Origin of the sequence: Zooshikella sp. RANM57 (assembly GCF_050749885.1) — a bacterium.
Classification (GTDB): Bacteria; Pseudomonadota; Gammaproteobacteria; order Pseudomonadales; family Zooshikellaceae; genus Zooshikella.
Genome location: NZ_JBOIUB010000003.1, coordinates 177,107 through 202,880 on the forward strand (window position 1 = coordinate 177,107; position 25,774 = coordinate 202,880).

Below are 25,774 nucleotides of genomic sequence, written 5' to 3' on the forward strand. Positions count from 1 at the left end.
TTTTTTCCCTCGCTACATGGCCATTAACCGTTGTTTACTATTAATAGGGCTTGTTGGATTTGCAGGTGATTTTTCCCAACGCTTTAAAAACTGTACGGCGGCCGTGTCTTGCTCTATTTTTTGATATTCCTGCAGCATGGCCTGTTTTAATTGTGCCTTGCTTATTGTTAATGATTGGGTCTGAAATTCTGCTGCTGATTCTGTTGCCATACATTTAATTAATGACGAATCGGTTAACATGATGGCTTGACGTAACACGTGTAGAGCAATGTTGTTAATGTTAGAACCTGTGAGCACAAAATCATTGGCAAGTTGTTCCAGATTGATTGCATTATCCAATTGCACTTTATTCCCTAAATACTGTTGCCATAGGGTTAACCGCTGGGCACTATTGGGCACTTTAAACTGAATACTAAAATGCATACGCCTTAAAAAGGCAGGGTCAATATTTTCTTGATAATTACTGGCTAACAGTAATACTCCATTAAACGTCTCGATGCGTTGTAATAAAAAGCTCACCCCTAAATTACTGTTTTTATCTTGATGACTTTCTACCTGGGTGCGCTTGGCAAATAAGGCATCAGCTTCGTCAATCAATAATACACATGGGTTACGCTCAGCCTCATCAAACAGTGCCGCTAAATGTTTTTCGGTTTCACCTATCCACTTACTCGCGATCCTTTCTAAATTGGCTTGATAAAGGGGTAATGCTAACTCTTTTGCCACAGCTTCAGCAGCAATGGTTTTACCTGTACCAGGTTGCCCCCAAAATAACGCAAATAGCCCTCGGTGTTTTATAATGCCTGCTTGCCGTAACGGCTGGCGTAACTGAAAAAATTTAATTAATTCCATTAAATTCTGTTGGGTGCTGCCTGCCACTACGAGCTGTTGTAAATTCCAGCATGGCTCCACACGTATTGCCACATTAGCTAAGCTAGCAGTGGTCATATCCTGACAGGCCGTTAATACGCTATCTTGGGTAAGCGGTGGTGGGTTACTCGTCTCTTGTTGTATTTGCTGCAGCTGTATGCAGACTTGTAGCATGGTTTCGGGTGTTAAATGATAATGGTTAACTACACTGTGCCAATCAATATCAGTTTGCTGAACCTGTGGGGGTATGTAAGCCTTGATCAATTGCTGCCAATACTGCACCTGCTGGTTAACCGTGAGCGGGGTTAGACTAAACCGCAAGGGTTGATGAAGGGCCAGGCAAGTTGGCCAGGGGGTAAAATCTGCGTTACCCACTATTAATCGATTATCACCTAATGCTATCCACTCCCCTATCAAATAGGCCGCTTGTGGGTATTTATGTAAAGCCTCTAAACCATCAGGCCAATATAAAATAGCATTATTAAAGCTGATAAAGCACAGTAAGTCCTTCAGTAATGGGACGGGCTGTTCATACACACTCCAACGATCTGTCGTAAGCTCATATATTGCCTGTTGTTTTTCTCGAGCAATACCTATCGCCTGCAGTTGCCGTGTATAGTTTGACTGTCCTTGTAATTGCACCAATTTAACAGGTTGCAGGTTTAACGCCTCAATAATCGCGGTATCCAATACACAACAGGGATTATCGTCTCTACTGGGTGAAGCAATGAGCTGCAAGCACCAATTACGGTCTTGAGCCGGTGGTATCGGATACGGCACGCTACTTTGATCAAATAATACTGCCAGTGTTTTATTCGGTGTCAACTCGCGATGTATAACGGGCAAGTGATCATCGTTTATAAGCAACAATTGCCAGACAAATAAAATCGAGTCAGCACCTAATAATACTGTGTAATGTTGTTGCTGCTCATGAGACGAACAAAGCAAACGTAATAAAATATCAAGGCAAGGCAAACCATCAGCCGATTTTTTTTGCATTTTTGCCAATATATGTTGATATATCGGCTGTTGGCTCGCTAATACCACCATTAAAACGATAACAACCATAATGTTATCAAGTCCAAACCGGCTCATCAGTAATGTCACGGGAGGGAACTGTTCAATGGAATCGACCAGTTCATCCCGTTGCTGAGCCCACTGTTCGGGTGTTAACTGTACTGCCCCCACACGATCCGAGGTTTGTTGTTGAAACAGCGCAAATGCCGAATCAATGATATAAGCAACTTGTTGTATTGCGTTATCAAAAGGCTTCATAGTGCTTTATACGCTTCATGAGGGGTTATACTAATTAATAACGAGTATTTTTTATCGACTATGGTTAATGGATAGCTTGCTCGACCCTATATCTAAATCCACGGCACCATTTACGCCAGGAACACGTCCATTTTCGGAGTGCTGCCAAAATAACCAACCTTGTTGACGCCAAACTGAAGGTAACGCTCCCAATTGTTTACTATAATCTGCCACCCATAATGGGTATTTGCTTAAGCGAGGGTCATTTAAATATTGTCTGGCAAAATATAAATCACTGTAAATAATTGGAGTTTTTTGTGTTCTTTCTTCAACAATTTTAAGCCATGTGATCACCCTTTGTCGTAGTAATGCCGGTTCAGTATTATCCAATATTTCTACATCCAACACAGGGGGTAAATCCGTGGGAGTTAATTTGCGAATAGTATTAAGAAAGTGTCGCGCTTGCTCCTGTGCGCTTTCAGAGGCATAAAAGAAATGATAAGCCCCTCGCTTAATGCCTACCGCACGCATCCCATGCCAGTTATTTTCAAACTGAGGATCTGTAAAAAAAACGCCTCCCGTAGCCTTAGCAAAGGCAAAATCAATATTATTTTTTGCTACTTTTTTCCAATTAATCGTACCCTGATAATAGGAAACATCAATACCATGAATCAGTTTATTCCCTCCACCGGCAAACAAGGGTGACGTATTAAAAACCAACGTGAGTGTCGTTGCTATTAAAAACAACATCAGTATTAATCTGAAATAGTGGTTTAGTTTGATTTTTGAGCGCAAATCCATTTTAGTTGTTTCCTGTATTGAGTGAATTACTTGCTTTGTTGTCTTTAGTTTAATACGCATTAAAAATAAACAGCGGGTAAAAACAACTGTTTAGATGGTAAAACATAGGAATAGTGAGAATATTTATTCATACATTCAATGTCATAAACACCATCAATAAATAATGCAACAAGAGGGCAAAAAAAAAGCTTGTTGTGAAACAAGCTTAAAGACAGAGCGTCCTGCTAAACAACGCTCACCACGGAGTATCAGGAAGAAAAAAACCAAACACATCGATCAACAAAAGGATTATCACAACGTTTTATATTTGTGCAGTAAACTCGATGTAACTGTTACCTGTAGGTTTAACAAAATTTTCTTTAACACCTTTTATGCCATTATAAAACTTAACCTTACCTAATTCTTTTTTTAATTCACCCTCCCATAACATTGTTAATGGCTCATTTTCACTCAATAAACAGTTTTTGGTATAAATGATGCTGTGTTCATTTATACCAAAACAAACAGGAAATTCTTTGCCGTCAACGCTACCATATTTTACACCACTGATAACTAATGAAAGACTGACTCGGACTATCTCACTGGATGTCCCTGCATCAAGCAAATCCAATTCGACTGGATATGTCAATAACAAACCATGAAATTCACTTCCAGTCTCTAGCAAAAGCTTATTTGTACTGTAAGACATAAAAAATATCCCTTTCCAAAAATAATTTTATTTGGGTACACATATAAAGCTTACACCACCTCAATTTTTTATAATGGATTTTATCTGGACAATTCATGGTAAAAGCTATTAATCATCATCCATTTCTGCCTCTTTCAACAATTCTTCTAATGAACGTAGTTCTTTATCAAACGCCTCTTTAGATATAGTATTAATGCTTTCGTCAGTTTCATTGTGTAACTCATCTGGTAGATAAAAAATGTCATTTTCGTCTACTTCTAAATCATCTTCGGCATCTAACGATAGTTCTTTTTCAAATACTGAATCAACACCAGGCATTTCAGTCTGTTCAGCAGTCACATCAATATCAATGGATATTTGATCCGCACTGTCTTCAACGTTAGTCTCATCAGGATTAGGGGGAGAGTTCGTCTTACTCGTTGTATTTATAGTCGGTTCTATAACATCCAAATGGTCAGAACATTCAGTAATATCAATGTGTGTATTTTCTAACCTGGGTGGTACTAACTCACTTAGTGAATGCGTTTGCAAACTAACTGTTGCATTTAACTGAAACAGTTGAAAGACATTCACTTTAAAGTTATCAACGACCTGTTTTAGTTCATAATATTCAGCGTGTATTCCTTTTTCACTAGTGACACCATTGAATGAGGTATTACCATAAGCTCCATCATTGGAAAAGAGCTTATTGATTATCATACATTCATTTATGCCTAGTTGCATGTAATGGCATATTTCATAATATTTACTGTTCTTCACCACAACATTTACAGGTAGTTTACCTACAACCATCTGAGGGCAGAAAACAACGTCATGTAAGCTATTTGTAAAGTGATTTAACTTTTGAAAAAAAATCAGGCTACTCGATAAATTCCTCATTTTTTCTTTGTAAATGGGTACTGATGACAGTTTATTAAAAACTGTTTTTATACACTCATGTATAGTAATCGACAGTTCCTTTTTTGTTGTTTTTTCAACCTGCTTATCCACCGTCTGTTTTTTTTGACCAACTTCAAAAGCACCTTGTATTATACAGTCTTTGAGTAGCCTATAATAATCAACCAGATCTGTACGACTAATGTTATGGACATAGTGATTAACATTAAACTTACCATATACACATTGCAATAAAAGTTGATTAATTCCTTCAATAATGCTTTTAATAATAGTTTTATTACTCAACGTGGTTTTGGATGAAAGCCCAGATACACTTTGACTACGGTGCACATCACATAAACAGTTAAAAATAACGATGACTTCAACTAACTTTTTAATATAATTATTCATCCAAGTGTGGGAATAATAGTGAGTATTAATATTTTCTAATCCAACTCTTGCTTCAAGGTATGGTATCAGCCAGTGTTGATAACAAAGCATTAACTGATTCCGACATTGATACAGAGAAAATCCTGATTGGGTTTGACTTAAATCTATTACCCCCTGTTGCACTGAGTTAAAAGGCATGACGACATCAGTACCTTGGTACTTGAATACAGGCCAGGGTAACAATGCATGCGTTGACTCATTTGAATGTAATGAATGCCAGCCTTTACAATAAAGTTCAGAATAAGCATTGCTCATAGTATATTGCTGGTAAAATTTAACGACAGGTTTAAGCGTTTGACTTATCTCTTTATACGCTTTTTTCCCTATTCGTTTTTTTAGTCGTTGATGACTATTATCAAGAGTACTAAAGGGTATAATAAAGAACACATCATCTCGTGTTTCTTGTTCATCCAGCAATGTGGCTAGTTTTATTTCAATATACTGAAGTATATTATTAAGCTTACTGATTGAAGCATTTATTTTATTTTTTATCATCGTCTATTTTTTAAAAGACCTGCTTTGAATAGAAAGATTACCCAAGCGCTTTATACTTTCCCTCAACCCAGATTTCATTTCGTGCAAAAAGCGCCACTAGCGCCAAAGGTTGAGTGGTCAAAAGTTCACTAAATGAACTTTGCCAAGTCAGGTATTCACCATAAATTTGAATAGGGTTGTCATAATCCTGCTGCCAATCAACATCTAAAAACACCGCCCTGGTGATCAAATCATTACAATAACCCTTGTCAGATGAGTGTAAACAAACTAGACGGCGCTTATTAACCAACATTAAGTCCTTTTCTAATACCATATACATAAAACTTGATTTTACCCATAAGGGAATCTTGGCTTTAAGAGTATATAGGTCGATATGATTGACGTAATTAAAATCAGGGAAGTCGTTATTCACAACGGTTACAGAAGACACTTCATTATTTGGTTCAGTTACAACATGACTCTTTTCTCTTCTTTTACTTGCAATACTATTTACTTGTTTTATTTCTTGCTTTCGATGAGCGTTACATTCTATTGTATTATGTTTATTTTTAAGTATTTTATCTTGTACTATCCAACGATTCAGTACATCAATAGAAAATGAACGATAGGTCATTAATGGCAGATATTTATTTTTTTGATTTCTTTTCGATTTTATACAGCTTAAATCATCAAGCCATTTACCGATATAATTTGCATTGTCTTTATTTAATTGATAGTGAGCATTCAACGAATATAAATGAGTCAATCTGGAATTTATTAATACTGGCCTGTTAAGACCTAAGATATCAATCGTCACTCGGCCTTTGCTTAAATTTACACCGGCAAAATGAGTAGCACACCACTTCTTAAAATTGCTATCGACATCAGTATTAGAGATAGAATTCCCATGACAATCACGTTGGTCTGGAATCCACTCTGGGTTACGCCAAATCAATTGCTGAACATCATCTTTACTGTATTGCTTCCAATCTTTATAAAACTGAGCGACTTGATCAAATGGATATGCACAACCATTGATCGGATGAAAACGTATCCAATCCCTTGGGTTATCGTGATAAGGATTTACCAGTAATGACTGAGAGTCCCGCTTGTCAAAACCTTCGTTATAGGCATAGGAAGACAGTTTTTCATCGCTGCTTTGCTTCTTTTTATTTTCTAATAGCGGGTACTGTATCCCTTTATAGTAATGACTACATTCTATGCAAGTATACATCAAGTTACTTTGCTCATACGCCAGCCAATAAAATCCAGGTCGGATAAGTTGTATACTTTGCTGTTCAGTACATTTGTGTGGTTCTTGCTTACGATGAGGTAACACTGTTTGACAGTAACCCCAAACTGGCCGATGATGACTGACAATACCATTACCTGATACCATTAAAGGGGTTTCACAATAAGCACAGTTACCTTCTGTCAAGGCCTGACACGACTGAACCAATTCATCGCAGGCATATAAAGATGAGTCAAACGCTGCAGCAGTGAAGCCAACGATCACTTTATCTTTATAGGCTGTTCCATTTTGAGTTGCTGGTAGCCTTTGAGTAAGAAAAATGACATTATCCACTAAGTCTGGCGCATAGCCATTAATCTGTAAAATGTGTCTATCAAAATTACTGAGCAAACTAAATTTATTACCCACACTTAATTTTTCAACTAATTGTTGCATTTGATAAACAGCAGCTTTTTGTTTATTTTTTATAGCTTCTGGCAATTGAACTGGCTGAAAATCAATCGATATCATAAATTAATTCTTAATTTAATATTATTTACATGAAGGCAATGAACAGCCGCACAAAAAAAATTGCAACAAAATATTTTCTAGTTACTATTATTTTCTATTCTTAATGATTGGTTAGGCTTGTAGCTTTGCAAAGTAAGTTCACCCAATTCATTCAGTACCATCACTGCATGTGCCTTAGTACTTTCGACAAAGTAGCTCCAATTCCTACCTGATTGCGACAATGTTTGAGTCTGTACTGGCATTGATTCCAACAATACTTGCATTTCATTAAAATAATGGTTGACTGACTCATTCAATGAGTCTTTATCTAAATCAGTTACCTGAATAGCGTATGATAGCTGATATACTGCTAATGCTAGATCTGCAAAGCCAATATAGCTCCCTTGCTGAATCCAGTTTTTGGTAATATTAAATAACTCTTCCTCTTTCAATGGAACAACTAGCTGAGGGCAGTTTAATTTTGTTAAAGCTATTGGCACTAAAGCTTTATAATAGTCACATACTTGTTTGTATCGGTTTTCAGTTGAACTGTCTTTAAGCTCCTGTTGTACAATCGTTTTCTGATAAAACCTATAGTGACTGATAAATTCACTCACTGTTTGAGCTTTCATCAGTGCATATTGACTTGCATCTTCATTTAAACGCTTAGTATCATCATCTATAGTTTCTTGACTAGCCACAAAATTGTATAAATTAGTTTTTTCATCTAGATTCAAAACCTGAAATAGAGCATGTTTTTCTAAACCATACATCTCAAGAAACTCATTATTCTTTCTGAATTTTTTTGTACTTAGTAAACCATGCTTATCTAAAAAAGCAACCACTTTAGATTCTTCAGCATTCTGATTAATCACATTCAACTCATTAATCGGAATTTGAAACAGTCGGGTTGGATGGACAAACAAGTCCAATTTACTAATAAACAGTAGTTCTACAGCATGCAACCCTTTCAAAATACTTTTAACCAAATCAATTTCATTTTTAAATGAAAGCATTAAATGATTTGATGAAATGGTATCATTTAACCATTCTTCTCCTTCAGGAATACATGAGATAATAATTTCAGCATTACTGGATAGGTCTTCCTTGCTGATTACCACTGAGTTTATTGAGATACTCATAGCTTAACTCTCACAAAATATAGAAGTAATGACCTCTCTTCATATTCAACAATCATTTATTATTTAATTTGTTAATAATTTCACATGCACTATCACCAACACTATTAAAGTTATCCGTGCTATTTTTTAATAATGCATTCACTTTATCAATAATAGGTTCATATTTTTCAACATCACCACTTGATAACATTTGTGCCATTGCCATACCAATAGCAGTCAAACTAATGGTATTCACATTTCTCATTTGATCCGTTGCATCTTGTACAGCAATAGCCGCTGACTGTGAGAGAGATTGATGTACTTTCTCCACAGTAATATCATTTTTTCCGTCAGTAATTGAACCATTATGCTCATTCGAATTATTTTGATTTTCGCTATCCATTTTTTTATCTCAATCTTTCTAAATTATTTATTCTGTTTCATTCGATCCAAAATACTTTTTTTTGCGGTACTATGCTCATTTTCTCCATGTGTAACTTTGCCATTGCCACCATTATTTTCTCCACCAAGTTTACTCTGACTGTTATTTCCATCGCCTGTCATTCGGTCATGATCATTATTAGTCGTTTGACTACCCGTTTGTTCTGTAAAGCCATTCGACTTTTTAAATTTTGAGCATGTGTCTTTCGATGGTGTTGGTTTTGAGCTTGAAGAAGTATGCAAAGGAATACCCAGCAGCTTAGCACACGTTGCCGTGGCTGAGGCGGTATTAGACATTTGGGCATTTTGCTGTGCTGATATTGCATTATGCATGGCCATACCTAAAGTCTCAGCCGATACAATATCCAATAACCTAGCCGTTTGAGAAGTAGTATTCTCTTGTATAAAATTATTTAGCTGTTTTACTGAATCACTAATTTGCGAATTCACATAATTTTCATCTAATTTTGAAAAACAATTATCTTTATCAGACACAATAGCACCCCTAAATATATCATTATTCCTTAACTCTTAGAGTTACACTTTGGATAAGTGACTAGATAAAAAAACAAAATTATCAATAAATTTAATCAAGGAGTATGTATATTACATAATAAAAGGTATACGTTACTGAAAGTAACTTATCAATAACGCATACCAATGGTTAAATATCAACCACGGCTATTACTTTCTAATCAGGCAAAAATCTTCTTCGAAGAAGTACCTGTAGCCGCTGTGTCAATCGCATATAAAGTTGCAATACCTTGTGTCGTTGCTGCTTGTGCCGTTACTGCAGCTTGCTGTTGTCCAGTCGTTGCATTATGTGCAGCATTGGATAATGCTTGACTGGTAGCAATCATAAAATTACCCATTGCCGTTGCTGGAGCATCACCTAATACTTTTGTATTAACCTGAGTGACCGAATCAGTAATTTGGTTATTGACTGAAGTTGGGAATGACATAATTTAAGTTCCTTTCTACTGTGAGTTAACGTTCAGGAATGTACCTGAACAGCATCAACCTTGCTGTGTAAATTTCACACAGCACCAGGTTACTTTTTACCAAAACTATGGATTTACATTAATGTTTTCAACAATATTCTTATCTTTAAGATTTATTGAAAACAGCTTTGAAACACTCATTGTCGTAGCAGCTTGAGCTGATATATTATTCTGTTGTTGAATTGATGTCGCATTATGTGCGGCATTTGCAAGCGCCAAGCTCGTTGATAATAATAAATTCCCCATAGCAATTGCTGTTGAGTCACCAATAACGCACACACTGGTTTGTGTTACTGAATCAGTAATTTGACTGTTAACAAGTGTTGGAAAGGCCATTTAACCTCCTAGTTGTCCTGTATTTTAAATAAAATATTCCCTTCACAAATCATTTTTTATACCCTTAGGGCATAAGGGGTTTGATCTCAGCACGCTTGACTACAAAAAGACGGCGGGAATGGTGTTTACGCTGGAGCCTTTAACTGCCTCTCAAAAAACTGCTCGTTTAGGGTACAAGTTTATGGTTAATCGTTTCATGTTCATCCATAAATAGCTTCTTCGTACTCATTACACTGACTGCTTGAACAGATATATTACTTTGAATTTGTGTATCTGAGGCATTTTGGGCTGCATTAGCGAGCGCAATCGAGATAGACTGATTTAAGTTAGTCATCACAGTTGCTGGCAAAATGCTTTGATTTAGCATACTAAAATTAACTATTGAACTTGTAATCTGGTCATTTATCCCTCCTGGAAAAGCCATTTTCTTATTCCTTTTATAAAGTTAAAGCTACTGGCTGTACTAAAACGATTTTTATCTACATTTGATAGACAGCTTAGGCAAAGTTGATAATTCTTTCATGGATAAAACTATTAAACAGTTGGATAAACCTCTTTATTAATATATGGCTTAATTCATGATAACCATTCATTTTATATACTCATGCTTTATAACTTAATACCTTTCGACTATAACCATTGCCATTCACACAGAGATAGTAGAAATGGGTAGTCACAAGATCACTATTCACATGGGAACCCATACCAGATCGAAGTGTTCAAAAAAATACAAACACCATTATTTTTACAATATTTTTAGTAACTTTTAACATGATGTCGATAATATCATAGAATAGAGTTGGCTTTAATTAGCATACTTAGTTAGTTACTTTAATAACAAACATATTCAATGAATAATTCTTACCCAACACAAAGTACACTTATGAACACTGCCTCTATTCTACCGTCAATTAAAAATCACTTTACTCTCTCACATGATCATCAACCAACTCAACATTTATTTTTAACGCTGAAACAGTGCTACACATAATAGATCAATCACACAAACTTCGAATAGTCAATTTAGATTTATATTGCATAGCTGTTAGTTTTCTCACTTTACACAAAGATGTTACTATAATTTTTTTAATGTATTGAATCTTAACATTTTTTTTCGCAAACAAGATCTCATTAAAAACATACAGCATCAAAAGGATTTTAGTATGTCATCCATGCAGATACACTGCAAATCAATAACCAAATATCAAATTAACTATGAAAATTTAATTGATGATATCGAAAGCCTGATGTCAGCTGTCTTATCTACGCTCAATATTTCATACGCAATGATAGATATCCATTCGCATATTCACTCTACTCAATCTATCATCATACATACATTCAACGAATACGACCTCATACATAATAAGGATGAAATTAAAGACACTGCTCTTAAACTTAATAAAAGTATGTATTCGGATACTGAGCATAACTTACTCAAGAAAAAACAGTTTATTTTTTCACCATCGATACTACTATTTAACAATGAAACCATTGGACACCTTATTCTGGCATTTCAAAAACCCACCTTAGCCATTAACAGTATAAAAGACATTACTCACCGTGTATTATTTTGTATTAATTATACAATTTACAAACATATTCACCAAAAGCAAAATAATATTTCAGTACCTAATACTGACTATTGGATTGGAAACAGTAAGCAACTTGTAAACATTGAAGAATTCACTCATAAAGTAGCCAAAGTAAACTTACCTGTATTTATCATGGGAGAAACTGGAACGGGTAAAATTATTACCGCGTATGTCATTCACTATTTGAGCAATCGAGCAAATAAGCCCTTTATTGTATCAAATTGCTGTGAGTGGGGGGATCGAAATACTTATAATGAACTTCAACTTTTAATTAATAAAGCAAATGGAGGAACACTGTATCTTCGAGGCTTAGATCACTTATCAGATAAAGATATAAAGCTTATAAACAATCTGTGGAAAAGTAATGCTTCGTTAAGCATCAATAATGCTGTTAATGTTAGAATTATAGCCTCTTTATCAAGTTCATTTGATAACAATACTCTTAATTGGTTTACTTATGACTATCTATTTATTACATTACCTTGTCTAAGAGACAGGAAAAATGACATTCCAGGATTAATACGTTTTTTCCTCACCAAATATTCACATATAAAACAAATTACTCTGTCAGAAGAATGTATAAGTTTATTATGTTCATATCACTGGCAAGATAATGTAAAGCAACTAGAACGTGTTTTGTCTAAAATTGTAGTATTAGCTGATTCATTTCACATATCATCTGATGATTTACTAAAGTTAATACCCAACATTAATGAAAACATATTCTTACAAAGTCCACTCTCACTCCAATCAAACAATAATAATTCTTCTAGCGACAAATCGTCCCCCCTCCTCTCAACTAATCACGCTAGATTCAACTACCCCATATCATCTAAATCAATTATAAACCATATACTTTATGACCAACCACTGGAACTTTCTCATCAACACCCAGCCATTTCTAGAGCTGTAAAATACATTATAAATAATTATATGAGAAACATTTCGCTTAGTACTATTGCAGAGTCTGCATGCATTAGTTCATCTCATCTTTCATTTTTATTTAAGAAAATCATTGGATGTTCCTACAAGCAACTTTTAATTCAAATAAGGATAGAGCATGCAAAAAAAGCACTTGCCTACCATCCCAATAAAAAAATCCTTAATATTTGTCTAGATTCAGGGTTTAATGATTTTAGTAATTTTGAAAGAACTTTTAAGCGAGTTGTTGGTGTCAGCCCTGGCGAATACAGGAAAGCTTAATATTATCCTTTAAATAATTACTGGTTTATGGGCAAAGTCTTTACTGACTAGCAGGTTCTACTCCCTCCCCTAAGAAGGGCTTTAAAGGCAGCCATCAAGTGATGACGGCTAGGAGAAAGTCTGCTACCGCAAGATTTTTGCGGTAGTGACTTTATAATGATGCATTACATAAGCACGATATCAATGCCTTAGTCCTTTCCCGGTTCGTAATAAATACAGGCAATAGTAACTGAGTACTGCAGCAAAACCTGCAAGAATAAGCATCGCTAGCCCTATACTGATGCCATCAGAGTGTCCCAAAATACCATAACGAAATGCATTCACCATATAGAGAATTGGATTTGCTAAAGAAATATACCCCCAAAAGTCGGGTAGTATATTAACCGAGTAAAATACCCCTCCTAAATACGTTAGAGGTGTTAGGATAAAGGTTGGGATAATTGAAATGTCATCAAATTTATCCGCATAAATCGCATTAATAAAACCACCGAGTGAAAAGACAATAGCTGTTAATAGTACGGCTAACATCGTAATCCAAATATTATGGATTGGCAGTGTTGTAAATGCTAACGATAATAACGTAACAATAAAACCTACTGCTAATCCGCGCGTGACACCACCAAGCACAAATCCTGCTAATATAATGGAGTTCGGGATAGGTGCCACTAAAAGTTCTTCAACACTACGCTGAAATTTATTACTGAAAAATGAGGATGCCACATTATTATAGGCATTCGTAATCACCGACATCATGATCAGCCCTGGTACCACATACTCCATGTAACTGTAGCCTTCCATTTGCCCAATGCGAGAGCCAATAACAGAACCAAAAATAATAAAGTACAACACCATCGTAATAGCTGGAGGTAGCAAGGTTTGAGGCCAAATCCGCAAAAAACGTCGTACTTCTCGAACATAAATTGTGACAAATGCTGTCCAATATTGCTGCCACATCATGGCTAACACTCCTAAAATTAACGCTGCAAATTCTTATCAACTAATGATACAAATAGCTCTTCCAAGCGGTTGGCTTTATTTCTCATGCTTGAAATGGAGAGTTTATGTGCAGAAAGCTGGTTAAATAACTCATTTAAGTCCTGCTCATGGTCCACATCAACTTCAAACGAGTGATCATCCAAAGGACGATAGGTATAACCCGACAAACTTAACTGATCAGGAAGCAACGTTGTTGAATCAAAAATAAAGGTTTGCATGTGTAACGTACGTAATAGTGCTTTCATACTGGTATTTTGTACCAAACGCCCATGATCAATAATGGCAATATTACGACATAGTTGCTCTGCTTCTTCTAAATAGTGAGTGGTAAGAATAATAGTAATGCCCTGCTGATTGATTTCCTGCAGGAAATCCCACATAGAGCGGCGCAGTTCAATATCTACACCTGCGGTTGGTTCATCGAGAATAAGTAACTTAGGTTGGTGAATAAGCGCTCGAGCAATCATTAACCTTCGCTTCATTCCCCCCGATAACAAACGTGATTGATCATGACGCTTTTCCCATAGCCCAAGCTTGTGTAAATATAGCTCTGCCCGTTCTACAGACTCTTTATAGGGAATGCCATAATACCCAGCCTGGGTAATAAGGATATCTTCTGTTTTTTCAAATTGGTTAAAATTAAATTCTTGAGGCACCACGCCAAGGTGTTGCTTTACTTTATTAGGACTCAGATCCATATCATCGCCAAAGATCTTGACCTGACCTGATGTCTTATTCACCAAAGCACATATAATCCCAATCGTGGTAGACTTACCTGCTCCATTAGGACCTAATAATGCAAAAAAATCGCCCTCTTGCACGGCAAAACTGATTCCCTTCAGCGCCTGATGACCATTGCTGTATGTTTTGTGTAAATCAGTAATTTCAAGTGCGGTTGCCATAACATCTCTTTAGCCGGTTGCTGCAAAATCAATTAAAAGTCGGTATTGTATACCCCATACCCTGAAACACTAACCATTCATTTTACAAGGTATTTTAAACTACGTAGGTTCAATATTTTTTGTAAAAAACACCTCATTATTGGTTTAACCATTAAAGCACAGCTGTCAAGCTGCTTTACACCTACACTACAATCACACTAATCTTGTTTTAAAAGCCATGAAAGAAAAAGGAAAGAGTTCCGCGTGACTGACTTTCAACTACCCGAACAGCTACAACGTTTATTAGACCGTATTGACTATGTTAAGCAACGCTTGTCACAACAACAGACATTATTTTCCAATACCGATCAATACACTGAGTGGCTTACCCGCCTCGATGAGTTTAAGCAGGCATTGTCCGACCAAACACCTGATGCGTTGTTTCTAGGCCAGGAGACGATCAGCCAATTAATCACCTACTACCCTCAGCTCACGCCCCTATTACCTCGTGACCTACTGTGGTTATTAGGTGGTGACTGTCTTCACTTTATGCCTGACGAAGAAATTCAGAAGTTTCAGATGCTAGAAGAGCAACGTTTTGCGGCTCAAGATGCTAAAGCCAGTTTTGATTGGGATGATGAAGTGAGTCAATTACAGCCTACTCAAATGCCGACTTCGCCAGGTGATTATCATTAACAAAACAGGCACTAACTAACTGGCACTAACATAACAGACGCTAAAATACCACAGAATCCGTCTGATGGCCTTATACTCACACTACAGGAGGGTATAAGGCCTTAATAATACTCGCAAAACTCACCGACCATACGGGCACAAGCGCGAGGTTGCGTCACCATAAAAAAGTGATCACCGCTAATGGAACGAAACTGAGCATTGGGCATCAACTGCTGCATGACTTTCAAATTCATAGCAGGCACCATGAGATCATCATCCCCGGCTAATAGAAGTGTTTTAGTGTTAATCTTGTGTAACCAGTAGGCACTGGTCCACCCCCATCCCGTTATTAGTTGATACCAAAAGCCTCGTGGCCCTTGCTGTGGAATCACCCACTGCTGACGGCTGGATAAACGTTTCAACGAACGAAGTAATGGTCCAGGCTTCAATAATTTTAACAACTCCATCGGTAAGCCAGGTATCGCTATCATTCCCATTGTTGTTGCTGCGAGTATAAGTTGTTTAACCCGCTGCGGATGATCATAAGTAAACTGTTGTGCAAGTGCGCCGCCCCAGGAGTAGCCAATGACATTCACCTGCCCATAATTCAGCTCATCGAGTAATTGCTCTGTTAAAAACGACAATTGGGGAAATCGAGGCGGGATAAGGGGTGTTGGCGAACCACCCACCCCAGGAATATCAAAGGTAATCAACTCTACATCATCTAAAGCATTGGCAAAAGGTTGTGCAAACTCTAAGCTGGTGCCAATACCATTAAACAATAGCATAGGTGTTTTTTGACGGTTTCCAGGTACAATCCCTACACGTACGCTGTATTCCCCTAACTGTAAAAAATCAATCTCGAATGCTCTTTTATTTGCCTGATTATCTGTTTCATCCACCATCACAGAACTCACAGCAGCCGCTTTATTCATAAAAACTGACTCTACCACTATTCATGAACATAAGTGCCTGGTGCTATATCTAACGCAGGGTATGAAGCGCTACCGAGCTGTTGTGGTGCTGGGATTTTCTCAGCAGAGCGTTGAATTATCCAGTCAGTCCAGTGCACCCACCAGCTCCCCCCAATTCGATGTGCACCTAACCGCCACTCTTTCGCGGTTTTAGGATGTTCATGATTTAAAAAGTAATAGCTTTTTTTGTTATCAAGTGGATTCAAGATACTTTGTATATGGCCACTGTTACTCAATACAAACTGACACTTACCTCCCAGCAAATGAGAAGAGCGATAACAGGCTTCCCAAGGTGTAATATGATCGGTCATACCCGCCACAACATAGGCATCAACTGTAACCTGTTTAAGGTCAATAGGTTTATGACATATTTTTAATAAGCCCGGTTTATGTAGCGGATTCGCCTCATACATTTCAATAAACTCACCATGAAGTTCAGCCGGCAGGCGCGTGGTATCATTATTCCAATACAAAACTTCATTGGCGGGTGGTTCATAACCAAGCAAGTAATTATTAACCCAGTAATGCCAAATCAAATCATTGGGGCGCATCCAGGCAAATACACGCGCTAAATCTTTTCCTTCCAATACGCCCCGCCGATGAGAGTAACTTTTTGCCTGAGCCAGTGAACGATCGGTTGCAAATAGTGCAACATCATTGTCAATATTAAGGTCCAACACACTGACCATTAAGGTAAAACTATTCACTTTCGTTTTATTAGCCGCCGCCAAATAACCTAGTAATGTTGCAGCAGTAATACCTCCTGAACAGGCTCCCATGACATTGACATCACGACTACCAGTGATCTCAATCACCGCATCCATGGCATCTTCCAACGCCACAATATAGTTTTCTAACCCCCAATCCCGATGCTCAATTTTGGGATTACGCCAACTACAGACAAACACTTGAATTCCTTGCTGGGTCGCATGTTGGATAAAACTTTTCTCTGGCGTAAGATCAAAAATGTAATATTTATTTATTTGAGGGGGAATTAAAAAAAGTGGTCGCTGCCATACTTCAGTTGTGGTCGGTTGGTATTGCAAAAGCTCAAGTAACTCATTACGAAAAACCACTACGCCAGGTGAAACAGCAATATTTTCACCCACACAGAATGCTTTCATATTTACTTGAGACGGTAATCCACCATTATGTAACCAGTCTTGAGCAAAATGTCGAAAACCTTGAATTAAACTTAACCCCGACGTTTCAACACAGCGCTTAAGTGCTTCAGGATTAAGTAACGTATTTGTCGGTGAGCATGCTTCTGTAAGAATCGACAGTATAAAGGTCGCTCGTCGCCGATCACATTCTGTTAATTCACTTTCGTCAATCCACTGATGAAGGCGATGGTGCCAGGCAAAATACCCTTGCATTAACCGGCGAAAAAAAGGACTGTCATACCAGGCAGAATCTTGAAAACGATGATCACGTGCATCAGGCCGCAAACTGGAGTTACCCAGCAACACTTGAAGCCAGTCTCCGCCTAAACGTAATGCTTGCTGAAAAATAGAGCGAGGATTCGACAAGGCCTGTTGAAACATAACCATGAGCGTATCAAACACATCTTTGCTATGAATACCAATAATGGGATTAGGACCGGCCATATTTTCATAATCAATATAGCTTTCTTGATCCACTTCATGATTAGCGAGAGTATTTTTTAACTGCCGTCGAAAACGTTTTGCAGCCTGAGAGTCATCATTCTCTAAATAGTCAATTGCCTGTGATAAATCTGCAATTTTTTTTGAGATATCCTCAGAAATATTTGTTGCGGCTTGAGCATCCATGTCAGTTCATGTCCTATTTACAGCCTTGCCTACGATGAGCGCCTGACTCTCCCGTCTTGCCAAGTTATAATACCCTGCAAAGTAGGTATATTTCTTCTCCCAGCCTGACTATTGTGAGAACATGGCGGTTGCAATTTAATGAAAGCTAATGCCAGAATTTAAAATTTGCTTGTCGATAACATAATTGTTGACTATGTTTTCCACTAAGCATACTACACTTCCTGTGTCGTATTCAGCGTAACATACCCCACATACTCCCTACAACTGTGCAAGGTTAGGCACCACTTATGGCAAACCATAAAACTCCACAGTTAAAACTGACGCTTTCCCCTCAACGGCTTTGGCTAGCAGGGCTTGGTACTATTTTGCTATTTGAGAAAGCACTCAATGAAGGGATAAAACTCTTCCATTATCTCGCTGATCAAGGTGAAATCATTGAGCGTCGGGAGCGTGAACGATTGGATCGTTTTAGCCATAATCTTAAAAAGCAAACTATAGATAAAGTATCAACCCTGGTACAAAGTAGTCTGAACGGTGACCCTCAAACAGAGTTAAACAAACTTAAACATGAGCTTAATGTGTTAAGAAGCACGTTAGATAAGCTCAATGCACCACGCTCACCATCAGGCACTCGTAAAGTCTCTTAAATCAAATCCTAATATACACAAGGACGATAATTCACACATAAACATTAATTAGACAGCCTAGTCATGTATAACCATTCATTAACCTTTCCTTTTTATAAAAAGCGACAACATCATCGGCTTTTATTTCGTTTAATCCAATTGTTTTCAAGTAAGTGTTTTGAAAACAGATAAATCCCCCTATTACAGTTTTTTAGTTAAAAGGGAAAAATATATTACATTTGCTGTGGCATCAGTATCACACCAACAATAATGAGAGGAATCGCAAGTAAAGAGCGTAGAAAGGGTTCTTTAGTTATTTGCCAGTGTAATATGATAAAAATCAGCCCTACCAGGGGAATAAATAAGCTGCCCAGCCCCCATAATATAGATGTTTGAAATGCTTTAATTAAAATAATAATTCCATAAAACAAACTGACTAATCCACCTGCTAATATCAAAATACCACCAATAATTTCCATGGCATCCTCCTCTACCCAGTTAGACACACAAGCTTCTTAGCTGAAGCGTAGTCCAAAATAGACATGTCATCCTTCTGCCTCTAAAAATTATTACTTTTTTTGAGGGACACTTATTATCCGAAACTGTGTAGAATAAATACTATTTAATTATTAGTATTATTTTAATAAACGAGTTAACGCACTCGTCATATCAGGATACTTAAACATAAACCCTTCATCGACTAATCGCTGTGGTATTACTCGCTGACCTTGTAATAACATCGCAGAAGCTTCACGACCTAACATTAACTCCAGCGCCTTAGCAGGAACACGGCAAAAAGCTGGTCGGTGGAGAACTTTACCCAGTTGTGTTGCAAATTCTGCATTACTCACTGGTTCGGGTGCTGTCGCATTAATCACCCCGCAAATATTTGGATTTTGTAGCAGCCAATCAATGCAAGCTAACATATCATCGTAGTGAATCCATGAAAATATTTGCTTTCCTGTACCAATAGGTCCTCCCAGTCCTAACTTAAACGGTGGTAACATTTTTTGCAGTGCACCACCATGCCCCAATACAACCCCCGTTCTTACACAACACGTTGCGATCCCCAGCTGGCGAATCTCATCAGCCGCCTGCTCCCAGGCAACACATAGCTGTGCAGCAAAATCCTGACCAGGCTGAGAATCTTCAGTTAGCTCAACTTCAGGAGGGTGAAAACCATAGTAACCAATCGCAGACCCACTAATGAGTCGCTTAGGCATATAAGCAAGGGATGTAACGTACTGACATAAATGTTGAGTTACACCAACTCGACTGGCAAGTAAGGAGGCTTTTCGCTGTTCTGTCCAGCGAGCATCAAGAATGGGTTCACCCGCTAAATTAATAATGGCATCCCAGTTTTCGTTTCTGTCTAACTCGTCCCAGTGGCTAAACCACCTTACTTGAGGTAACTGCTGCTGCCATTGTGACGTATTTCGTGTCAGTACAGTCAAGCTCCAACCTCTGGCTAACCACTGTTTGACCAGCCCTTGTCCAATAAACCCAGTTCCTCCAGTCATCAAAATATGCATAGTCACTCCACCCAGAATTGTACAAAATTAAAAATATGTACAATATTATATATAATCCTAAGACATTGGTCTCAATGCAACAGTTTCAAAACAAAATATTGCAACCAAGCAACATAGAATTGAAGACACTACGTGTATAAGACGCTTTAGTTTAACGCTTTATCATTTATTTATTTGCAACAGTGCCTAATGAACAAGTTTAACATACAGACTCATGTTTTTACTTTGGTAATACACAGCCAAACCTGAGTTGTTATCCATCATTAAGTATCTCCGAGCAATAAAAGTGTAATCAACAACATTTTACAAGGATTCTAAATGACATCATTGGTTTGGTTTCGTAACGATTTGAGAATTCAGGACAATACTGCGCTCTATCAAGCCTCACTACGTGGGCCTGTGATTGCCGTTTACTGCCTGTACCCAGATCAGTGGCTACAACACAATGACAGCCCGAATAAAATCAAACTCGCTTTAGCATCAGTTGCGCAATTACAACAACAATTACAATTACTGAATATTCCTCTTATTATTAAGCAGCTAAATCGCTTTGAAGATTCAGCCTCCTACCTGATGCACTTGGCACTACAACTCAAATGCCAGGCTGTTATCTGTAATGAAGAATATGGGGCGAATGAAATCAAACGAGATCAGCAAGTGGCTCAAATGTGTATTAGCCACGGGCTACAGTTTGAAGCACATACTGATGCAGTAATCTGTAAACCCGGTACATTACTGACTAAACAGGGTGAATTTTATAAGGTATATAGCCAGTTTAGACGCGCTTTCCTTGCTGAGTTTTATCGTTCTCCTTGTCACTTATTACCGATGCCTCAGTCCCAACGTCCCATAGCAATCAATGTACTGAGTGACTCACTTGATGTGACGTATACTCAATCAGCTGTCGATAATATTCTCCAACACTGGCCACCAGGAGAGTCAGTGGCTCAGCAACGACTCAACCATTTTCTCAGTGAAAAAGCGGTTGATTATAAAACTGACCGCGACTTCCCAGCCATTGCCGGAACCAGCCAACTATCAGCTTATCTCACGTTAGGTATTATTTCACTGCGCCAATGCCTGATCGCTGCATTTCAACATAATAACAACCACATTGAGGGTAATAATCCTGGCATTGACTGCTGGATTAATGAGCTCATCTGGCGAGAGTTTTACATTCATATTTTGTGTGGCTATCCCACGGTTAGCAAACATAAGCCCTTTAAGCCAGAAACCGACAACTTAGTCTGGCAGCATGATGAAGACCTCTTTCGAGCCTGGTGTCAAGGAGAGACGGGCTACCCTATTGTTGATGCTGCGATGAAACAGCTGGTACAAACAGGATGGATGCACAACCGGCTACGGATGGTCACAGCCATGTTTTTAACCAAAGATTTATTTATTGACTGGCGGCTGGGTGAAGCATTTTTTATGCGACATCTGGTGGATGGTGATTTGGCCGCAAATAATGGTGGGTGGCAGTGGTCAGCTTCAACAGGCACGGATGCAGCACCTTACTTTCGTATATTTAACCCTACCACACAGGGTGAGCGATTTGACCCAGAAGGCACTTTTATACGTCAGTTTTTGCCCACACTCGCGGATTTACCCCATAAACAAATTCATGCCCCCTATAAAAGTTTATCCTCTGACGAAGCGATTCCTGGCTATCCTCGCCCTATTGTTGATCACAGTATTGCGCGAGAACAAACGATTGCCGCCTTCAAGGAACTAAGTACATGAACCTTGAAAACTATTTACAACAGTTTTTAACTCATTTTCAGCAGTTGGATGCAAACAACCTAGCACCTATATCATCCTTATATACTGAAGACGTCGTATTTTCTGACCCTCTCGGCACCCACTTAGGTATAGACCAGCTAACAGCTTATTTTCAAAGCATGTATTATGAGATAACTTACCTGCACTTTGAATTTAAACCTGCTTGGCTGGCACCTCCAAACCATGTGACACAGCCCTGGATAATGACATTTAAACACCGACGCTTACCTCAGCGCCAAATCAGTGTGGAAGGCGTCAGCCTTCTGCACTTTAATACGACAGGTTTAGTCACACATCATCAGGACTTTTTTGACCTAGGTGCTCTGCTTTATGAACAGCTCCCTGTGTTGGGAAAACTCATTCGTTTTATAAAGAAAAAGGCTGCTGCATGAAGTTACAAGCACCTTATGCTTGGCTAACCAACGCCCTGCTCTTTCAAGTAGGCTGGTTTATTTGTGTGCTAACAGGTTCAATACCTGCACTCTTCGCCACATTAATTATTTTATTTATCCACTTTAAGTGGATTGGTAGTTGGCAAATTGAACGCGATATTATTTTGACGACCTGGTTATTAGGGTCTGCGCTAGATAGTTTTTTAGTTCAGCTTAATATTATTCAACTATCCACTCCTTCATTACTCATCCCATTGTGGCTCAGTTGTTTATGGGTTCTTTTCGCCACTTTATTGAACCACTGCCTAAGCTGGCTGCAGTCAAAACGCTTATTAAGTATGCTACTTGCTCCTCCAATTGCAGCACTAAGCTATTTTGCTGGAGACAAGTTAACGTCAGTGACGATCAATACAACAGGCTTAATCATTATTGGGATTTGCTGGGCCGGTCTATTCCCACTCTTACTCAGCTTTGCTCAATTATTCACTAAACAAAATCTTGTAAATACACCTTGATATTTGAGTCCAACTTTTCAATGAGCAATTGACACGTTAAAGAATCCCAAATTTTGATTGATAAGTAGCCAATAGCGCCAGCGAAAGGTCAAGATCATGTTTTACCTGTTGGAGTCTTTGCTTTGCTTCCACCTCTGCAGTGACGTCACGCTGAATACCAATGTAATACTGCAGTTGTTCTTCACTATCAAACACAGGGGTTAACCGCAGCTCATTCCAAAACATAGACCCATCTTTACGATAATTACGCAAAATCTGGCAGGTGGAATGATTATTTTTAATCGCTTCTCGTATCTTTTCAATCCCTTCTTGTTGGCGGTCATTGCCCTGCAAAAATCGACAGTCTTTATATAATATTTCATCCGCTGCATACCCAGTTAAGCGTTCAAAAGCAGGGTTTACATAAATCAAGATGCTCTCATCGCCTTCACGCTCAGCAACAACGACACCATCGTTGGAAGCATTCACCAATCGCTCCATTAACTCAGCAGTAATCACCAAATGTCTCCTCTTCATCCCCATCTATTCTTAACTTTTATAATGAACTATATCCCTAGCAGACTGTTCCACTTTACCGAATAACGATCAATCAATAACTTATCTCTAATCAGTGAAGTTTTTATAAGCAAATAATGCGTCAAGCGGACTTTACAATATTGTACAACAAAACTATATTTGTATAAGAAATTAGTGATCGTACAAATACGTACACCAAGGAATCGCGCTATGCACTCATCAACCTTTTCCTCTGCAACCCAAATCCAAGTGGGTATCAGTGCTTGTTTGCTGGGTCATAACGTTCGATACAATGGTGGCCATAAACGGTCTGCTTTTTGCCTAAACCAACTCAGCGGTATTGTTAATTATGTTCCCATTTGTCCAGAAGTGGGCATTGGAATGGGTATTCCTCGTGAGCCAATACGTCTCATCGGTGATCCCTCACAACCCCGAGCAGTTGGATCGGTCAATCCCCGTCTTGATGTAACAGAGGCCTTAATTGAATATGGCACAAAACAAGCTGAACAACTGCGTCAACTGAGTGGTTATATTTTTATGCAAAAGTCACCCAGCTGTGGCATGGAACGCGTTAAAGTCTACCATGCCAACGGTTATCCCCATCGTCACTCAGGAACGGGGCTTTATGCTCAGCAAATAATGAAGCATCTCCCACTACTCCCCGTCGAAGAAGAAGGTCGTCTTCATGACCCCATACTCAGGGAAAACTTTATTAATAGGGTCATGGCTTACCATAATTGGCAACAACTTATGTTGAATTTAACGCCTTATACACTGATTCAATTTCATACTCGCTATAAATACATCGTACTTGCTCACTCTCCTGCAGACTATTCACGCCTAGGACAGCTTGTCGCCAATATATCAGCCAACAATGTGACAGATACCGCCCACACCTATCAGCCTATTTTCATGACTGCCTTGCAGCAACGTGCGACACGTAAAACCCACACAAATGTATTAATGCATATTTTAGGTTACCTAAAACACGCTTTGATCCAAGCAGAGCGCAGCGAAATCCTCCATGTAATTCATCAATATCGTCAGGGATTTCTACCCCTTATTGTACCCATAACCCTACTAAAACATTTTATTAAACAGCATGGTAATACATTTATACAACAACAGAAGTACTTGTCACCTTACCCAGATGAACTGGGATTAAGAAATGCTATTTAGGGCCTGGTAGAAGCTCTTTACAATGGTTATAAGTTGTTATCCTATACCTCACACTTGGTGCACGCTAAAATAAACGTCATATGATGACCATTATGTTGAAATGCCAATGACCAATTTAGTTGTCTCTGAAAACACTGAAGGCTTAATTCCTATTCGTGAAGTTTCCCGACAGACAGGTGTAAATGCCGTCACCTTACGCGCCTGGGAAAGACGATACGGGCTCATTAAACCTTATCGAACAGCTAAAGGACATCGGCTTTATGACCATGAACATGTAACGCAGATAAAAAACATTTTAGAGTGGATCAATCGTGGCGTAGCTGTTAGTAAAGTCAAAACCTTATTAGCCAATGTAGCCACACCAGAGCCACTTGATGCATCTGACAGTGATATCAATAACTGGCAAATATCACAAGCACAGTTTATTAACGCTGTAAAAACCTTTAATGAAGATAAACTGGATGATATTTATAACCAGGCACTCGCCATTTATCCTGTTGATTTAGTCAGTGAAAACCTGATAAAACCTGTTATTTATCAACTAAAGAAAAATTGGCAAGGTCAATTTGGACAAATTGCAGAACAGTGTTTTTTACTGACTCAGCTACGTGCAAAATTAACCACTCGTCTCTACCACAACAATAAATCAACAACTGGCCCCAATTTATTGCTCACCCAATTAGCCACAACAATCCACACTGAATTTGAAGTGATTGACTTGTTACTCACTGCACTGGCTCTGACAGCGCATAATTTTCATGTACAACTCCTTGCAGGAAAACTGCCTTACGATGAAGTTTCCCTGGCCGTTGAAAAACTTCAAAGTCAAGCCGTCATCATTTTTAGTCAATCGGCTCTAGAACGTCAGGTACTACAAAAAGAACTTCAACATTTACAACAGTTACTCACAGTCCCTCTGATTCTGGCAGGACAATGTACAATGATCCACGAACAACAATTTCAAACGACATCAACTATAACCGCCACAGATAATGCAGACTTAATTAAACAAATAAGTTTACATTTACAATAGTTTTACCAAGTTTCACGTTCTCTGCCTCAGAG

26 protein-coding genes are annotated in these 25,774 nt (G+C 38.2%); 8 read left to right on the top strand and 18 right to left on the bottom strand.

The features are described 5' to 3' along the window. Positions 1 to 12 precede the first annotated feature (12 nt). The 11 genes from ACQ96U_RS08125 to ACQ96U_RS08175 all read right to left on the bottom strand — a co-directional run bounded on the left by ACQ96U_RS08125 (position 13) and on the right by ACQ96U_RS08175 (position 10,477). On the bottom strand, positions 13 to 2,145 hold the full coding sequence (locus ACQ96U_RS08125) for an ATP-binding protein (protein WP_431720744.1): 2,133 nt from the start codon (positions 2,143 to 2,145) through the stop codon (positions 13 to 15). 51 nt (positions 2,146 to 2,196) lie between these two features. Next, the gene (locus tag ACQ96U_RS08130) at positions 2,197 to 2,925 is read right to left on the bottom strand and encodes a glycoside hydrolase family 25 protein (RefSeq protein ID WP_431720745.1); all 729 of its coding nucleotides are present in this window, start codon (positions 2,923 to 2,925) and stop codon (positions 2,197 to 2,199) included. A 301-nt stretch (positions 2,926 to 3,226) separates the two neighbouring features. Further along, entirely contained in the window at positions 3,227 to 3,613 is a 387-nt protein-coding gene (locus ACQ96U_RS08135) for a hypothetical protein (protein ID WP_431720746.1), read from the bottom strand. 108 nt (positions 3,614 to 3,721) lie between these two features. After that, complete coding sequence (locus ACQ96U_RS08140; protein ID WP_431720747.1) at positions 3,722 to 5,434, bottom strand: hypothetical protein; 1,713 nt, start codon at positions 5,432 to 5,434, stop codon at positions 3,722 to 3,724. 37 nt (positions 5,435 to 5,471) lie between these two features. Next, positions 5,472 to 7,175 carry a hypothetical protein gene (locus tag ACQ96U_RS08145; protein WP_431720748.1) on the bottom strand — a complete coding sequence of 568 codons (1,704 nt, stop codon included), beginning with the start codon at positions 7,173 to 7,175 and terminating at the stop codon, positions 5,472 to 5,474. A 77-nt stretch (positions 7,176 to 7,252) separates the two neighbouring features. Further along, a complete protein-coding gene (locus ACQ96U_RS08150; protein WP_431720749.1) occupies positions 7,253 to 8,275 on the bottom strand; it encodes a hypothetical protein in 1,023 nt (340 codons plus the stop codon). A 73-nt stretch (positions 8,276 to 8,348) separates the two neighbouring features. Beyond that, entirely contained in the window at positions 8,349 to 8,678 is a 330-nt protein-coding gene (locus tag ACQ96U_RS08155) for a hypothetical protein (protein WP_431720750.1), read from the bottom strand. Positions 8,679 to 8,701: 23 nt separating this feature from the next. Further along, the gene (locus ACQ96U_RS08160) at positions 8,702 to 9,211 is read right to left on the bottom strand and encodes a RebB family R body protein (RefSeq protein ID WP_431720751.1); all 510 of its coding nucleotides are present in this window, start codon (positions 9,209 to 9,211) and stop codon (positions 8,702 to 8,704) included. A 200-nt stretch (positions 9,212 to 9,411) separates the two neighbouring features. Next, positions 9,412 to 9,678 (bottom strand): RebB family R body protein, encoded by a 267-nt coding sequence (locus tag ACQ96U_RS08165; protein WP_431720752.1) that lies wholly within the window; start codon positions 9,676 to 9,678, stop codon positions 9,412 to 9,414. A gap of 105 nt (positions 9,679 to 9,783) precedes the next feature. Beyond that, positions 9,784 to 10,053, bottom strand: coding sequence for a RebB family R body protein (locus tag ACQ96U_RS08170; protein WP_431720753.1), 270 nt, complete (start codon positions 10,051 to 10,053; stop codon positions 9,784 to 9,786). Positions 10,054 to 10,219: 166 nt separating this feature from the next. Further along, a complete protein-coding gene (locus ACQ96U_RS08175) occupies positions 10,220 to 10,477 on the bottom strand; it encodes a RebB family R body protein (RefSeq protein WP_431720754.1) in 258 nt (85 codons plus the stop codon). A 739-nt stretch (positions 10,478 to 11,216) separates the two neighbouring features. On the opposite strand from ACQ96U_RS08175, the gene ACQ96U_RS08180 reads away from it, so the two are divergent. Then, positions 11,217 to 12,851: a helix-turn-helix domain-containing protein gene (locus ACQ96U_RS08180; RefSeq protein WP_431720755.1), complete on the top strand. Its 1,635-nt coding sequence runs from the start codon at positions 11,217 to 11,219 to the stop codon at positions 12,849 to 12,851. 180 nt (positions 12,852 to 13,031) lie between these two features. On the opposite strand, the gene ACQ96U_RS08185 is transcribed toward ACQ96U_RS08180, so the two are convergent. Together ACQ96U_RS08185 and ACQ96U_RS08190 are read right to left on the bottom strand one after the other, a co-directional pair. Beyond that, a complete protein-coding gene (locus ACQ96U_RS08185; protein ID WP_431721059.1) occupies positions 13,032 to 13,805 on the bottom strand; it encodes an ABC transporter permease in 774 nt (257 codons plus the stop codon). 20 nt (positions 13,806 to 13,825) lie between these two features. Then, a complete protein-coding gene (locus ACQ96U_RS08190; protein ID WP_431720756.1) occupies positions 13,826 to 14,749 on the bottom strand; it encodes an ABC transporter ATP-binding protein in 924 nt (307 codons plus the stop codon). Between the two features lie 243 nt (positions 14,750 to 14,992). Here ACQ96U_RS08190 and ACQ96U_RS08195 point away from each other — a divergent pair, with 243 nt between their 5' ends. Beyond that, positions 14,993 to 15,424, top strand: coding sequence for a PA2817 family protein (locus ACQ96U_RS08195; protein ID WP_431720757.1), 432 nt, complete (start codon positions 14,993 to 14,995; stop codon positions 15,422 to 15,424). A gap of 101 nt (positions 15,425 to 15,525) precedes the next feature. On the opposite strand, the gene ACQ96U_RS08200 is transcribed toward ACQ96U_RS08195, so the two are convergent. Next, complete coding sequence (locus ACQ96U_RS08200) at positions 15,526 to 16,338, bottom strand: alpha/beta fold hydrolase (protein WP_431720758.1); 813 nt, start codon at positions 16,336 to 16,338, stop codon at positions 15,526 to 15,528. Between the two features lie 17 nt (positions 16,339 to 16,355). Beyond that, positions 16,356 to 18,167: an alpha/beta fold hydrolase gene (locus ACQ96U_RS08205; protein WP_431720759.1), complete on the bottom strand. Its 1,812-nt coding sequence runs from the start codon at positions 18,165 to 18,167 to the stop codon at positions 16,356 to 16,358. A gap of 287 nt (positions 18,168 to 18,454) precedes the next feature. Between ACQ96U_RS08205 and ACQ96U_RS08210 the strand changes: the two genes are divergently transcribed. Continuing rightward, positions 18,455 to 18,814, top strand: coding sequence for a phasin family protein (locus tag ACQ96U_RS08210; RefSeq protein WP_431720760.1), 360 nt, complete (start codon positions 18,455 to 18,457; stop codon positions 18,812 to 18,814). A gap of 212 nt (positions 18,815 to 19,026) precedes the next feature. Here ACQ96U_RS08210 and ACQ96U_RS08215 read toward each other — a convergent pair whose 3' ends face one another. Both ACQ96U_RS08215 and ACQ96U_RS08220 read right to left on the bottom strand, forming a co-directional pair. Then, positions 19,027 to 19,299, bottom strand: a complete 273-nt coding sequence (locus ACQ96U_RS08215) for a hypothetical protein (protein WP_431720761.1) — start codon at positions 19,297 to 19,299, stop codon at positions 19,027 to 19,029. Between the two features lie 129 nt (positions 19,300 to 19,428). Beyond that, entirely contained in the window at positions 19,429 to 20,325 is an 897-nt protein-coding gene (locus ACQ96U_RS08220) for a TIGR01777 family oxidoreductase (protein WP_431720762.1), read from the bottom strand. Between the two features lie 318 nt (positions 20,326 to 20,643). Here ACQ96U_RS08220 and phrB point away from each other — a divergent pair, with 318 nt between their 5' ends. The 3 genes from phrB to ACQ96U_RS08235 are packed head-to-tail and all read left to right on the top strand — an operon-like array spanning position 20,644 to position 23,014. Then, positions 20,644 to 22,068: a deoxyribodipyrimidine photo-lyase gene (gene phrB / locus ACQ96U_RS08225; protein WP_431720763.1), complete on the top strand. Its 1,425-nt coding sequence runs from the start codon at positions 20,644 to 20,646 to the stop codon at positions 22,066 to 22,068. Next, the gene (locus ACQ96U_RS08230) at positions 22,065 to 22,499 is read left to right on the top strand and encodes a nuclear transport factor 2 family protein (protein WP_431720764.1); all 435 of its coding nucleotides are present in this window, start codon (positions 22,065 to 22,067) and stop codon (positions 22,497 to 22,499) included. The genes phrB and ACQ96U_RS08230 overlap by 4 nt, the downstream gene beginning before the upstream one ends. After that, positions 22,496 to 23,014, top strand: coding sequence for a DUF2878 domain-containing protein (locus tag ACQ96U_RS08235; protein ID WP_431720765.1), 519 nt, complete (start codon positions 22,496 to 22,498; stop codon positions 23,012 to 23,014). Before ACQ96U_RS08230 ends, ACQ96U_RS08235 begins: the two co-directional genes overlap by 4 nt. Positions 23,015 to 23,050: 36 nt before the next feature. Here ACQ96U_RS08235 and ACQ96U_RS08240 read toward each other — a convergent pair whose 3' ends face one another. After that, on the bottom strand, positions 23,051 to 23,530 hold the full coding sequence (locus ACQ96U_RS08240) for a PAS domain-containing protein (protein ID WP_431720766.1): 480 nt from the start codon (positions 23,528 to 23,530) through the stop codon (positions 23,051 to 23,053). A 210-nt stretch (positions 23,531 to 23,740) separates the two neighbouring features. Here ACQ96U_RS08240 and ACQ96U_RS08245 point away from each other — a divergent pair, with 210 nt between their 5' ends. Further along, positions 23,741 to 24,709, top strand: a complete 969-nt coding sequence (locus tag ACQ96U_RS08245) for a YbgA family protein (protein WP_431720767.1) — start codon at positions 23,741 to 23,743, stop codon at positions 24,707 to 24,709. Positions 24,710 to 24,815: 106 nt separating this feature from the next. Next, complete coding sequence (locus tag ACQ96U_RS08250) at positions 24,816 to 25,742, top strand: MerR family transcriptional regulator (RefSeq protein WP_431720768.1); 927 nt, start codon at positions 24,816 to 24,818, stop codon at positions 25,740 to 25,742. Positions 25,743 to 25,774: the final 32 nt, after the last annotated feature.

Excerpts from the sequence above, each read along its gene's own strand:
- ACQ96U_RS08125 (WP_431720744.1), bottom strand. The coding sequence starts at position 2,145 with ATGAAGCCTTTTGATAACGCAATACAACAAGTTGCTTATATCATTGAT.
- ACQ96U_RS08130 (WP_431720745.1), bottom strand. The coding sequence starts at position 2,925 with ATGGATTTGCGCTCAAAAATCAAACTAAACCACTATTTCAGATTAATA.
- ACQ96U_RS08135 (WP_431720746.1), bottom strand. The coding sequence starts at position 3,613 with ATGTCTTACAGTACAAATAAGCTTTTGCTAGAGACTGGAAGTGAATTT.
- ACQ96U_RS08140 (WP_431720747.1), bottom strand. The coding sequence starts at position 5,434 with ATGATAAAAAATAAAATAAATGCTTCAATCAGTAAGCTTAATAATATA.
- ACQ96U_RS08145 (WP_431720748.1), bottom strand. The coding sequence starts at position 7,175 with ATGATATCGATTGATTTTCAGCCAGTTCAATTGCCAGAAGCTATAAAA.
- ACQ96U_RS08155 (WP_431720750.1), bottom strand. The coding sequence starts at position 8,678 with ATGGATAGCGAAAATCAAAATAATTCGAATGAGCATAATGGTTCAATT.
- ACQ96U_RS08165 (WP_431720752.1), bottom strand. The coding sequence starts at position 9,678 with ATGTCATTCCCAACTTCAGTCAATAACCAAATTACTGATTCGGTCACT.
- ACQ96U_RS08170 (WP_431720753.1), bottom strand. The coding sequence starts at position 10,053 with ATGGCCTTTCCAACACTTGTTAACAGTCAAATTACTGATTCAGTAACA.
- ACQ96U_RS08175 (WP_431720754.1), bottom strand. The coding sequence starts at position 10,477 with ATGGCTTTTCCAGGAGGGATAAATGACCAGATTACAAGTTCAATAGTT.
- ACQ96U_RS08180 (WP_431720755.1), top strand. The coding sequence starts at position 11,217 with ATGTCATCCATGCAGATACACTGCAAATCAATAACCAAATATCAAATT.
- ACQ96U_RS08185 (WP_431721059.1), bottom strand. The coding sequence starts at position 13,805 with ATGTGGCAGCAATATTGGACAGCATTTGTCACAATTTATGTTCGAGAA.
- ACQ96U_RS08190 (WP_431720756.1), bottom strand. The coding sequence starts at position 14,749 with ATGGCAACCGCACTTGAAATTACTGATTTACACAAAACATACAGCAAT.
- ACQ96U_RS08200 (WP_431720758.1), bottom strand. The coding sequence starts at position 16,338 with ATGAATAAAGCGGCTGCTGTGAGTTCTGTGATGGTGGATGAAACAGAT.
- ACQ96U_RS08205 (WP_431720759.1), bottom strand. The coding sequence starts at position 18,167 with ATGGATGCTCAAGCCGCAACAAATATTTCTGAGGATATCTCAAAAAAA.
- ACQ96U_RS08210 (WP_431720760.1), top strand. The coding sequence starts at position 18,455 with ATGGCAAACCATAAAACTCCACAGTTAAAACTGACGCTTTCCCCTCAA.
- ACQ96U_RS08220 (WP_431720762.1), bottom strand. The coding sequence starts at position 20,325 with ATGCATATTTTGATGACTGGAGGAACTGGGTTTATTGGACAAGGGCTG.
- phrB (WP_431720763.1), top strand. The coding sequence starts at position 20,644 with ATGACATCATTGGTTTGGTTTCGTAACGATTTGAGAATTCAGGACAAT.
- ACQ96U_RS08230 (WP_431720764.1), top strand. The coding sequence starts at position 22,065 with ATGAACCTTGAAAACTATTTACAACAGTTTTTAACTCATTTTCAGCAG.
- ACQ96U_RS08235 (WP_431720765.1), top strand. The coding sequence starts at position 22,496 with ATGAAGTTACAAGCACCTTATGCTTGGCTAACCAACGCCCTGCTCTTT.
- ACQ96U_RS08240 (WP_431720766.1), bottom strand. The coding sequence starts at position 23,530 with ATGAAGAGGAGACATTTGGTGATTACTGCTGAGTTAATGGAGCGATTG.
- ACQ96U_RS08245 (WP_431720767.1), top strand. The coding sequence starts at position 23,741 with ATGCACTCATCAACCTTTTCCTCTGCAACCCAAATCCAAGTGGGTATC.
- ACQ96U_RS08250 (WP_431720768.1), top strand. The coding sequence starts at position 24,816 with ATGACCAATTTAGTTGTCTCTGAAAACACTGAAGGCTTAATTCCTATT.